The sequence below is a fragment of the Flavobacterium algoris genome (assembly GCF_048158525.1).
Lineage (GTDB): Bacteria > Bacteroidota > Bacteroidia > Flavobacteriales > Flavobacteriaceae > Flavobacterium > Flavobacterium algoris.
The window spans coordinates 32,635-45,515 of the sequence record NZ_JBLNKT010000020.1; the positions used below are offsets into that span (position 1 = coordinate 32,635).

Consider the following 12,881-nt stretch of genomic DNA (forward strand, 5'->3'; position numbering starts at 1 on the left):
CAAAATTAAAGAATTTTTATTAAAGCTACTGTTGTTTCCAAAAGCAAAATAAAATTTTATAAAAAATTAAAACAATAAATAAGTATCAAAAAATTTAAAAAAATAGTATTTCGTTCTCTACTTGGACTAATCCTACTTTTATTGGTGCTTGGAATAGCCCTTTCAACACCTTATGTTCAAACAAAAATTGCTCAATATTTTGTTCGAAGTATAAATAAAGATTTTGGAATTAATATCTCTATTGACGGAGTTGCAGTTTCTGCTTTTGGAGGTGTAAAATTTAAAAAAGTACTAATTATTGATCATCATAAGGATACACTTATTTATGCTGATAGAATAAAAACTACCATTCTAGGAGGGAAGAAATTATTGGATGGTGACTTGATTTTTGGAGATTTGCGTTTAGACGGATTAGTTTTCAATCTAAAAACATATAAGAATGAAAAAGAGTCAAATATAGATATATTCATTGCTGCTTTTGGAACTGGAAAGCCTTCTCAAAAGCATTTTTTGCTTAAATCCACTAAGTTGCATATTTATAATGGCCATTTTATTTTAACAGATGAAAACCGGGAAACTCCAAAATCAGTTGATTTTACTCATTTAAATGCTTCTGTTAATGATTTTCAGATATACGGACCAGAAGTAACTACTATTATTACTAAAATGTCCTTTCTGGATCACCGAGGTTTGTATGTTGAAAATTTAAGTTCTAAATTTAGCTATTCTAAAAAGAGTATAAAATTAGAAAACCTTGATTTAGTAACGAAAGATTCGAAGTTGAAGGGTGATGTTTTTCTAAATTACAAGATTGAGGATTTCTCTAATTTTACAGATAAAGTTCAATTTGATATAAAGTTGAAATCGACTTCGATAGCTTCAAATGATATTCGCTTTTTTTATAAAGAATTAGGTAAAAATCAGCATTTTTATACTAACGCAAGTATTAAAGGTACTCTTAATGATTTAAAAATTACAAATCTTAATTTAATAGATTCTAAGAATACACAGATTATAGGAAATGTTAACTTCAAGAATCTTTTTGCTAAAAAAGATCAAAAGTTTTATATGTACGGTAAGTTCAAAAAGCTTTCGTCGAGTTATGATAATTTGATAGTTATACTTCCGGATATTCTTGGGAAAAAATTACCAACTACATTAAAAAAATTAGGAAAATTTACTGCAGTAGGTATTACTCAGATTACAACTACTGCAATTGAAGCTAGTTTTTCTATGACTACCGCTTTAGGAAAAGTCCAGTCTGATTTGAAAATGAAAAACTTAGATTTCATTGACAAAGCTTCATATGTAGGTAAAGTTGTTTTAGAAGATTTTGATATTGGTACTTTATTTGAAAGAAAAGACTTTGGGAAAGTCAGTATGAATATAGATGTTGATGGGAAAGGTTTTAAAGAAAAATATTTGGATACGTCGATAAAAGGAGATGTTACTAAAATTGATTATAACAATTATACTTATAATAATGTTGTGGTCAACGGTAAATTTAAAATGCCTAATTATAAAGGTCAGATTTCTGTAAATGATCCTAATTTGAGTATGACATTTGATGGATTATTAGATTTAAGTAAAAAAGATAGCCGTTATGATTTTCATATTAATGTTGAAAATGCTGATTTACATAAATTGAATTTTGTAAAAGATTCCATTTCAATATTTAAAGGCGATGTTGTTGTTCAAGCTTCAGGGAACACTATAGAAAATCTGCAAGGGAATTTATTTATTAATGCGACCTCATATCAAAATGTAAAAGGAATCTATAGTTTTAATGATTTTGCTGTAAGTTCAGTTTTTGATCAAAATAAAGTTAGAACAATAACTGTAAATTCCCCTGATATTATCCAAGGTCAGATTGTGGGTAAATATGAATTTAGTCAATTAAAAAATATGGTGACAAATTCGTTGGGTAGTCTTTACACAAATTATAAACCAAATAAGGTAAAAAAAGGACAGTTCCTGAAATTTGATTTTACAATTTATAATAAAATTATTGAAATTTTTTATCCTGATATTTCAATTGGTGCAAATACTATCCTTAAAGGAAATATTAACTCGGACAACCAGGAATTTAAGCTTAATTTTAATTCACCGCAAATTGTAGCTTCAAACAATACTTTTGATAATATTAGAATAGCTGTAGATAATAAAAACCCGCTTTATAATGCTTATATAGAATTAGATAGTATTAAAAATAAATACTATAAAATTAGAGACTTTAGTTTGATAAATGTGACAATGAAAGATACTTTATACTTTCGTTCTGAATTTAAAGGAGGAGCAAAAGGGGAAGATTATTATAATTTAAATTTATATCATACTATAAATGCAGCCAATAAAAATGTTGTGGGTATTAGTAAATCTGAAGTTAAATTTAAAGATTATCTGTGGTTTTTGAATGCCAAAGAAACGCCTGATAATCAAATAGTTTTTGATAAGGCTTTTAAAAATTTCAATATTGACAATATCATTCTGTCTCATGAAAATCAAGAAATTTCACTGAAAGGGGATTTAAAAGATACTTCCTATAAAGATTTGAAACTGAGTTTTAAAAATGTTGATTTAAATAAAATTACACCGGATAATAACAAATTTGTCTTTAATGGTAATATCAATGGAGAAGTAAATTATAAACAAGATAAAAATGTTTTTCAACCTACAGCATCCATAATAATCGATCATCTGAATTTGAATAAAACGGATTTAGGTATTTTGAATTTTGATATTCAAGGGGATGAAAGTTTTAAAAAATTTACTATAAATTCGAATCTCGAAAATGAAAATTTCCAATCTTTTAATGCTGATGGGAATTTTGAAATTGTAGATAAAGAAACAATTCTAGATTTAAAACTGAAATTCGAGAAATTTAATTTAGGAGTGTTAAGTTCTTTGGGAGGTGAGGTTCTGTCAAACATTAGAGGTTCTGTATCTGGGAATTCGACTATTCAAGGAAATCTTAATAAACCAGAAATAAACGGTCGCCTTTATATAGATAATGCTGGAATGACTATTCCGTATTTAAATGTAGATTATGAATTAAAAGATAAAACAATTGTTGACTTGGCTGATGAGAAGTTTTTGTTTAGAAATAATACACTAACGGATACTAAGTATGGAACTAAAGGAACTTTAAATGGAAGTATTAGTCATCATAATTTTGGTGATTGGAAATTAGATTTGGCCATTAATTCAAAAAATCTATTGGCTTTAGATACTAAAGACAGCGAAGACGCAGCCTATTATGGTACTGCTTTTATAGATGGTATTGCCACGATTAAGGGACCAACGAATTCCTTATTTATAAAAGTGGATGCAAAATCCGAAAAAGGAACTGCAATAAAAATACCTATTAATAATGCTGAAAGTGTTAGTGATAATAATTTCATTCATTTTGTTACTCCTAAAGAAAAATATAATATTCAAAAAGGGATTTACGAGAATACCAGAAATTATAATGGTTTAGAATTAGAGTTTGATTTTGATATAACTCCAAATGCTGAAGTAGAAGTTATTTTAGATAGAAATACAGGGCACGGAATGAAAGGAAAAGGTTTTGGATCCTTATTATTTAAGATAAACACTTTGGGTAAATTCAATATGTGGGGAGATTTCCAGGCATACGAAGGAACTTATAATTTTAAATATGGCGGATTGATTGATAAAAAGTTTGCTGTAAAAAAAGGAGGTTCAATTTCTTGGGAAGGGAATCCTATGAAAGCACAATTAAATTTGGAAGCAGTTTACAAAACAACGGCAAATCCTGCTGTATTATTAGAAAATTCTTCTTTTAATACTAAAGTTCCTGTTGAAGTTGTGATAGGTCTTCGTGGGGATTTAACGAGCCCGGAACCAGATTTTAATATTGAATTCCCAACGGTAAGTAATGTCCTGAAATCAGAAATTCAGTATAAATTAAATGATAAGGATGTTAGGCAAACGCAAGCATTATATTTATTGTCATCAGGTGGTTTTTTAAGTCCTGAAGGAGTAAATCAATCTGATTTTTCAGGTAGTTTATTTGAAACAGCAACCAGTTTATTAGGAGGCATAATACAATCTGATAACGAAAAATTTAAAGTTGGAATTAATTTTATTGGTGCTGATAAAAGAATCGGAAGAGAAACGGATGGAAGATTTGTTGCTACGATTTCATCAAAAATTAATGAAAGGATTACTATTAATGGAAAAGTTGGGGTACCATTTGGCGGAATAAATGAATCAGCAATTGTAGGTGATTTAGAAGTGCTTTACAGGGTTAACGAAGATGGTACTATGAATTTACGTCTTTTCAATAAAGAAAACGATATTAATTATATAGGTCAAGGAATAGGGTATACGCAAGGTTTAGGGGTTTCTTATGAGGTGGATTTTGACACTTTTAAAGAATTAGTTAATAAAATATTTAAAAAGCATAAACTTGATAGAGAAATTAAGGCTGCTATTGAGGACCAAGATTCTAATTTATCTCCAGATTATATTAACTTTTCGAAACCTAAAAAACCGACTACAGAAAAGCAAAAAACCAACCAGGAAGCTGTTATTCCTAAAGAGGATTAGTTCGTTTATATTTGATGTGTAAAATATAAAACCATAAAGACTAGTGGTTTATAATTATTTTTTATAATTACATTTAAAATATTTATAAATAAATTGTGATAATTTTTGTTCAAAAATTGTTATTTTTCGTCGTTTAAAATGAGCGCTGACTTTTTCTAAATTTCAACGATAAAAATCCTATTAATTGTTAATTATCAAATAATAATTGAATTTTTTTTAATTTTGTTAAATAAAATGGGTTTTATTTTGGTTTTTTAAAAACTTATTAACGAAAACGTTTGAATTTAGAGCTGTTTACTAATTTATAAAAAATGCAGCTTTAAAAGTGCTGAATGTTTGCTAATTTTACACTTTAATACTTAAATAATGCCAAAAACAATAAAAAAGGTTGGTGTTCTAACCTCGGGTGGAGATTCACCAGGAATGAATGCAGCAATTCGGTCAGTTGTTCGAACATGTGCTTATCATAATATAGAATGCATAGGAATATACAGAGGATACCAAGGAATGATTGAAGGAGACTTCAAAGAAATGGGACCTCGAAGTGTAAACAACATTGTAAATAAAGGAGGAACGATTTTAAAATCGGCTCGATCTACAGAATTCAGGACTCCAGAAGGAAGAAAAAAAGCCCATGAACATCTTTTAAAAGCAGGAATTGATGCTTTAGTTGTAATAGGTGGTGATGGTACTTTTACTGGAGGTTTGATATTTAATACCGAATTTAATTTCCCAGTTATGGGAATTCCAGGTACTATCGATAATGATATTTTCGGAACAAGCCATACTTTAGGGTATGATACAGCCTTGAATACAGTAGTAGATGTAATCGATAAAATTAGGGATACTGCTAGTTCTCATAACCGTTTATTCTTTGTAGAGGTAATGGGAAGAGATGCAGGTCATATCGCATTGAATGCTGGTATTGGAGCAGGAGCTGAAGAAATTTTGATTCCGGAAGAAGATTTAGGCTTGGAAAGATTATTAGAATCATTACAAAAAAGTAAAGCTTCAGGAAAATCATCCAGTATCGTAGTTATTGCTGAAGGGGATAAAATAGGTAAAAACGTATTTGAATTAAAAGATTACGTTGAAGCTAATTTACCGGAGTATGATGTGAGAGTTTCTGTTTTAGGTCATATGCAACGTGGTGGTTCTCCATCATGTTTCGATAGAGTTTTAGCTAGTAGATTAGGAGTAAAAGCTGTTGAATCATTATTGGAAGGCAAATCAAATTATATGGTTGGTTTACAAAGCGACAAAGTTGCCCTAACACCATTAGAACAAGCTATAAAAGGTAAAACAGAAATTGATAGAGAGTTATTAAGAGTTTCTGATATAATGTCAACATAGAAGTGGTTAAAGTTTATTGTGAGGAAATTAGACTTTATATAAGTTAAATAAATACAAACAAAAATTAAAGTAAAATGTCAAAAGTAAAATTAGGAATAAACGGTTTTGGAAGAATAGGAAGAATTGTTTTCAGAGAGTCTTTCAACAGAGATAATGTAGAAGTTGTAGCTATCAACGATTTATTAGATGTAGATCACTTAGCTTACTTATTAAAATATGATTCAGTTCACGGTCGTTTCAATGGAACTGTTGAAGTTATAGACGGAAAACTTTTTGTAAACGGAAAAAACATTCGTATTACTGCTGAAAGAAATCCTGCAGATTTAAAATGGAATGAAGTTGATGTTGATGTAGTTGCTGAATGTACCGGTTTCTTTACTACTATTGAAACTGCAAACGAGCACATTAAAGGTGGTGCTAAAAAAGTAATTATTTCTGCTCCTTCTGCAGATGCCCCAATGTTTGTAATGGGAGTAAACCATGAGGAAGCTTTAGCAACTGATATGGTTGTTTCTAATGCATCTTGTACTACTAACTGTTTAGCTCCATTAGCTAAAGTTATCAATGATAACTTTGGAATTGTTGAAGCTTTAATGACTACAGTTCACGCAACAACTTCTACTCAAATGACTACTGATGGTCCTTCTAGAAAAGACTGGAGAGGTGGACGTGCTGCTTCATGTAACATCATCCCATCTTCTACAGGTGCTGCTAAAGCAGTAGGAAAAGTTATTCCTTCATTGAACGGAAAATTAACAGGTATGTCAATGCGTGTTCCTACAACTGATGTTTCTGTAGTTGATTTAACTGTAAAAGTTGAAAAAGAAACTACTTACGAAGAAATTATGGCTGTATTGAAAAATGCTTCTGAAACTACAATGAAAGGTATCTTAGGATATACTGAAGATTTAGTTGTTTCTCAAGATTTCGTTTCTGATTCAAGAACATCTATCATTGATGCTAATGCTGGAATTGGATTGAACTCTACTTTTTTCAAAATCATCTCTTGGTATGATAATGAATATGGTTATTCTAGCAAATTAATTGATTTATCTGTACATATTGCAGGTTTAAAATAATTCTTTATATTTACAAAGTCCCGTTATATTATATTTAACGGGATTTTTTATTTTTTGTGCACTTTTTAAAATGCAAATTTTATACTGCATGCATTTTAAATAAGTAAAACGAAATACAAAAAACCAAAAAAACCAAAAAAAAATGAGATTATTAGTTGATAGTGGTTCTACCAAAGCTGATTGGATTGCGATAGATGATGATGGAAAAGTATTGTTTACGACGCAAACTTTAGGATTAAATCCAGAAATTTTGGAGGGAGATGAAATAGTGGAACGTTTAAATGACCGTTTTGATATTTTACAAAATAAAAAGGAAGCGACTCATTTGTTCTTCTACGGAGCAGGTTGTGGAACAGAAAGAATGAAAGTTGCACTTTCACAAATTTTTCAAAACTATTTTCCAAACGCAATTATAGTTGTTGAAGAGGATACCTATGCTGCTGTATATGCTACAACACCTAAAGGTGAAAAAGCTATTGTTAGTATTTTAGGTACCGGATCTAACTGTAGCTATTTTGATGGTAAAGAATTACATCAAAAAGTACAATCATTAGGTTATATCGCTATGGATGATTGTAGTGGTAATGTTTTTGGAAAAGAATTAATCAGAAAGTATTATTTCAATAAAATGCCGAAAGAATTGGCAGTAGAATTTGAAAAAGAGTACGATTTAGATCCTGATGCTATTAAAAGTAAATTATATAAAGAGCCAAATCCAAATGCTTATTTAGCAACATTTGCCAAGTTCTTAATTCAACATAAAGAAACTGAATTTTGTAGAAAAATTATTTTCAAAGGAATGAAATCTTTTGTGAAAAATTATATTAAACAATATGATAACTGTAAAGAGGTACCTGTACATTTTGTAGGTTCTATAGCATTTTATTTAAAAGAGGAGCTTCAAGAGACTTTTGATAAATATGAATTAAAATTAGGTAACGTACTAAGAAGACCAATTGATGGACTTATTGCGTATCATATTGCTAATAAATAATTTTTATGGAGATTGCAATAATTGCACATGATGGTAAAAAAGCAGATTTAGTTCAGTTTTTAGAAAAAAACAAAGCTATTTTACAAGAAGAAAAAATACATTTAATTGCAACTGGGACTACAGGAGGCAAAGCCGAAAATTCAGGATTCAAAGTAACAAAAATGCTTTCAGGTCCTTTAGGAGGTGATGCCCAAATTGCTGCCAGAGTTGCTGAGGGTAAAACTCAAATGGTTTTCTTTTTTAAAGATCCATTATCCAGTCATCCCCACGAAGCTGATATTAATATGCTTATTCGTGTTTGTGATGTACATAATGTGCCATTGGCTACAAATGAGGCAACGGCACAATTACTATTAAATGCTATAGGATTGCAATCATAGAAATTTCTACATTTACATTTTTTGGCAAACAAGCCACTTGAACCGTTTCACGAGCTGGAGCGGTTTTTTCGTTAAAATAAGAACCATAAATAGTATTTATTTTTCCAAAGTCATTCATATCCATTATGAAAATTGTAGTTTTCACTACGTTTTCAAACGCCATTCCTGCAGCTTCTAAAACTGCTTTCATGTTTTGCATAACTTGTTCCGTTTCGGCTTCAATTGTTTCGGTAATTAATTCTCCAGTTGTTGGGTTTATTGCAATTTGGCCAGAAGTATAAAGCGTATTTCCCTTAAGAACAGCTTGATTGTATGGACCAATAGGAGCAGGAGCATTTTTAGTAAAGATTATCTGTTTCATAATATGTAGTAGCGTTTAATTATTTAAGTCGAAAACTATAATTTAGAATTATAGCTTATTTTGTATGGAGAATTATTTCTTAAGGAATCTAGGCTTGAGTATTAGTTCAAAATGGATGGATATATTGAGCTAAACTATCTGTTTGTTCTACTTCTTTTATCGAATTTTATATCGCTCAATACACCAGATTTTATTCCAATAAAAAAGCCCCAATTAGCATTTGTTCCAAAAGGTGTCCAGTTAAAATCCATTCTCCAACTTAATAAATCTCTTTCAAAACGTAATTGGGTGAAAGTAACTCCTTTTTGTACAAAATCATAACCTGTTGATACACCAGCTTTCCATTTTGGACTTATGTCTGCATTGGCTGATATCATTATAGAATTCCCTATGATTTTCTTTTCTCTATTATTGTTTCCGTAAGTCAAAGAGTAAGCAAAAGTCATGTCCCATGGTAGTTTTGCATTGAAGAATTCAGAAATTTTATCTTCTTCTTTTTCACTTTCGCTAAATTGACTTTTTCTGCTGTCGTTTAAATCAGTATTTGTTCCAAATAAATCATCTTCCCGACCTCCATTTCTTTCGCTTTGAACGTTTTTATCTTTCTTGATTTTATCTTTTTCTTTGCTTGAAATGGCATAGTTCAAAGTCATATTGGCACTTGTCATTCTAAATAAACTTCCACCATTGTCAATATTATAGACATTAATTCTAGTGCCTGAATTGTCAATGGCATAAGGATCTAAAGTAGCTCCAAAATTAACATTCATTTTGTTGGCAAAAAGTTGTGTTCCACCACTAACTCTAACTGGTGCCCATGCTAGGGATGTTTTACCATCAGCATTAAGATTATAGCTGGTTGAAAAATTTAAATTATTAAGTAGCATTACCTTTTTAGGTTCCAATTTAGTACTATCCTTATCAGTAACTTTAGCTTCAAAAGTATTACTCAAGTCAAATCCTAACGTATTAGAGTTTGAAATACCCGGTGCTCCAAAAATTCCTGCTTCAAATCTAGAATATTGCTTTGTCATAGTCCCGGTTGCATCTGAAGCATACGTATCGTAATATTTTTCAAAACTAGGGGTATAACCATACGAAACTGAAGGACGCATGACGTGACGAATGGATTTTATTTTTTTGTCTGCTCCAAAATTAAATGTCCCATAAATAGTCGTTCCTAAACTTGATGAAAAAGAGTAGGTTCTATAGGCATCAAATCCATTTACAATATTATCGACTACTTTGCTTTGTTCGTCATCATAACTTCTATTAATTGTCTTGGTGTACCAAACTTCTCTATAGTTAAAAGAAGAAGAAGCGCTGAAATATTTGAATAATTTAAAATTGGTACTGATTGGAATAGTATGTTCAATACCTGTTTTTGCATTTCTAAACATTTGAGGCTTAAAGAATAAAGAATCGGTTGTTACAATGCTATTTTTACCGCTTAAGTTATATTGTAGATTGATGTTCTTAAAGAAACCCTTTTTTACGCCATCTTTACCTACAAAAGGATATAAACGATCTACACTTACTTGGAGTGTTGGTAAAGTCATATTGATTTCTTCCGTTTGTGTGTTTTGAGAATGTGTTGCTGTCAATGACATTCTGACTTGTGGTACTGAATTGAAGGTTTTACTGTAAGAAATCGAAGAGCTTAATGTATTATTAAGATTAGATCCAATGTTTGCCTGATTTATGGACTGTCTAAAATATTTACTACTTCCAAGATTTACGGAAGCAGAAAAACTTGAGTTAGGGTTTGATTTAGAGTCTTTAGAATGAGACCATTGAATATTATAAATTTTCTGTTTTAAATAATCAGGATAACCTCTTTCGCTTGTAATTAAATTTTCAAATCGTACATTTAAATTTCCTCGATATTTATATCGTTCAGCATAACTAGACTCAAAACGCATTCCATAACTACCATTGGTATAATAATCTCCTAAAACAGTTAAATCATAATTATTGCTAAGTGCAAAATAATACCCTCCATTTTGTAAAGAAAATCCTCTTGTGTTAGAATCATTATAACTTGGTAAAATCAATCCAGAAATGCTTGTCTCTTTACTCATTGGGAAAAATGCGAATGGTAAAGCTATAGGTGTAGGTACATCGGCAATAACCATATTGGTCAAACCAGTGATCACTTTTTTACCTGGAATAAATTTTACTTTGTTCGTTTGGAAATAATATTCTGGATTATCAACATCTTTGGATGTGGTAAAGCGAGCGCCTTTTAAGAAATATACAGAATCATTTTCTTTTTTAGTAATAGCCGCTTTTATTTTAAATTCCCCTTGATCTGATCTGGAATTCCATATCAATGCTTTTTTTGTTTTAAAATTAAAACGAATTGAATCAGGTTCGACAACATTAGTACCTTGCTTAAAGTTTGGATATTGTTTGTAAGCTCCTGTCGAATCCTTTATCCGGCCAGCATAAACTTCGTTCTTTTCATAATCCATGACGATAAGTCCAGATTTTAATTCAACATCTTGATAATATAGCTCTGCTTTATCGTATAAAGTGATCAATTTTTTCTTTTGATCTATTTTTACATATTTCTCAGCCTTGTATTTTACTTTACCGTCAAGAAACGCTTTTTGGGATTTGACAGTGTCTTTTTTTATTGAATCGGTTTCCTTTTTTATAATTGTAGTCGATTTTCCAGTATTATTAACAACGGTTTTGGAGCTATCTGTTTGTTTTTTAGTAGCTATAGCTGTTGCTTTTTTTGTTGTATCTTGAGAATATAATTTACCAGCTCCTATTGTTAGGAAAATTGATAATAAAACGATATTAAATAAGTTTGTATGCAAAGGTTTAAATGCTATTTTTGTAAAATTATGGCTTGTTTTTTGACATGTCAAACATACATATTATTTTTTGTCAAAAATAATCAAATAAAGAATTTATAACCTTAGTGTTTTAATTAAAATTAACTTTTAAATTTATGCATATTTCATATAAAATTAAAATAATATTTACCCTTCTTTTTACAGTTGGTTCATTTAGTATTTATGCTCAATCAAATATTTTTAAAGTAACATTGGACGCAGGGCATGGAGCTCATGATTTTGGTGCAGTTTACAATGGACATGTAGAGAAAAATATTGCGCTTGCAGTAGTACTAAAAGTAGGAAAAATTTTAGAATCCATACCTAAAATGGATGTAATATATACCCGAAAAACGGATGTTTTTATTGACTTAGTAGAAAGAGCCAATATTGCGAATAGGGCTGATGCTAATATTTTTGTATCAATACATTGTAATGCAAATAGAAATACTGAGGGATATGGGACAGAAACTTATGTAATGGGTATGACAAAAGTTGCTTCAAACTTAGAAGCGGCTAAAAAAGAGAACTCCGTTATAACCTTAGAAAAAGATTATAAACAAAAATATGAGGGATTTGATCCTAATTCTCCTGAAACAATGATAGGAATGACTTTGATGCAAGAGGAATACCTAGATAATAGTATTTCACTGGCAAGTAAAGTTGAAGACGCATTTGAGTTATTGGGTAAAAAAATAAGGGGAGGAGGAGTAAAGCAGGCCCCGTATATGGTTCTTCATAAAGCATACATGCCCAGAGTCCTAATTGAAATGGGTTTTATTTCTAATTTTACGGAAGGAAACCTTTTAGACTCAGAAGATGGTCAAAATGAAATTGCTAAAGCTATAGCAGAGGCTATTGTAAGTTATAAAAGAGATTATTATGGGAATGGGGAAACTGAAATTATTGATGTAAAACCGTCACAGAAAATTTTTGACAAGCCAATAAAAGACACTTCATCTCCTGTCAAACCAAAAGTAATTTTAAATTCTTCTGAACTCAAAAAATCAATAAAAAGTGCGGATAGTTCTCAACCTCTATTTAAGGTACAACTTTCGGCCAGTGTAAAAAAAGTGGAGTTAGCCCCTAAAAATTTTAAAGGGTTGAAAAATATATCTATTTCATATGACAATAAAGTTTATAAATATATGTATGGAGAGACTTCAGATTATGATGAGGCAAAAAAACAATTGCAAGAAGCAAAAGATAAAGGATATGATTCTGCATTTTTAATAGCTTTTAAAAATGGAGAAAAAATTAGTGTTCAAGAAGCACTTAAATAATAATAACAAGTTG

General features: G+C 30.2%; 8 protein-coding genes. 6 read left to right on the forward strand and 2 right to left on the reverse strand.

The window, feature by feature from the left end:
- The first annotated feature begins 144 nt into the window (after positions 1–144).
- The 5 genes from ACM55I_RS11160 to ACM55I_RS11180 all read left to right on the forward strand — a co-directional run bounded on the left by ACM55I_RS11160 (position 145) and on the right by ACM55I_RS11180 (position 8,378).
- Positions 145–4,572, forward strand: a complete 4,428-nt coding sequence (locus ACM55I_RS11160; RefSeq protein ID WP_416846880.1) for a translocation/assembly module TamB domain-containing protein — start codon at positions 145–147, stop codon at positions 4,570–4,572.
- A 366-nt stretch (positions 4,573–4,938) separates the two neighbouring features.
- A complete protein-coding gene (pfkA, locus tag ACM55I_RS11165) occupies positions 4,939–5,925 on the forward strand; it encodes a 6-phosphofructokinase (RefSeq protein ID WP_035672830.1) in 987 nt (328 codons plus the stop codon).
- A 74-nt stretch (positions 5,926–5,999) separates the two neighbouring features.
- Positions 6,000–7,004: a type I glyceraldehyde-3-phosphate dehydrogenase gene (gene gap, locus ACM55I_RS11170; RefSeq protein WP_035672828.1), complete on the forward strand. Its 1,005-nt coding sequence runs from the start codon at positions 6,000–6,002 to the stop codon at positions 7,002–7,004.
- Between the two features lie 142 nt (positions 7,005–7,146).
- Positions 7,147–7,998 carry an N-acetylglucosamine kinase gene (locus ACM55I_RS11175; RefSeq protein WP_039109859.1) on the forward strand — a complete coding sequence of 284 codons (852 nt, stop codon included), beginning with the start codon at positions 7,147–7,149 and terminating at the stop codon, positions 7,996–7,998.
- A 5-nt stretch (positions 7,999–8,003) separates the two neighbouring features.
- The gene (locus tag ACM55I_RS11180) at positions 8,004–8,378 is read left to right on the forward strand and encodes a methylglyoxal synthase (protein WP_416846881.1); all 375 of its coding nucleotides are present in this window, start codon (positions 8,004–8,006) and stop codon (positions 8,376–8,378) included.
- On the opposite strand, the gene ACM55I_RS11185 is transcribed toward ACM55I_RS11180, so the two are convergent.
- On the reverse strand, positions 8,359–8,739 hold the full coding sequence (locus ACM55I_RS11185; RefSeq protein ID WP_416846882.1) for a RidA family protein: 381 nt from the start codon (positions 8,737–8,739) through the stop codon (positions 8,359–8,361). The genes ACM55I_RS11180 and ACM55I_RS11185 overlap by 20 nt on opposite strands.
- Positions 8,740–8,873: 134 nt before the next feature.
- Complete coding sequence (locus ACM55I_RS11190) at positions 8,874–11,618, reverse strand: putative LPS assembly protein LptD (protein ID WP_416846883.1); 2,745 nt, start codon at positions 11,616–11,618, stop codon at positions 8,874–8,876.
- 83 nt (positions 11,619–11,701) lie between these two features.
- Between ACM55I_RS11190 and ACM55I_RS11195 the strand changes: the two genes are divergently transcribed.
- Positions 11,702–12,868, forward strand: a complete 1,167-nt coding sequence (locus tag ACM55I_RS11195; protein WP_416846884.1) for an N-acetylmuramoyl-L-alanine amidase family protein — start codon at positions 11,702–11,704, stop codon at positions 12,866–12,868.
- Positions 12,869–12,881 lie beyond the last annotated feature (13 nt).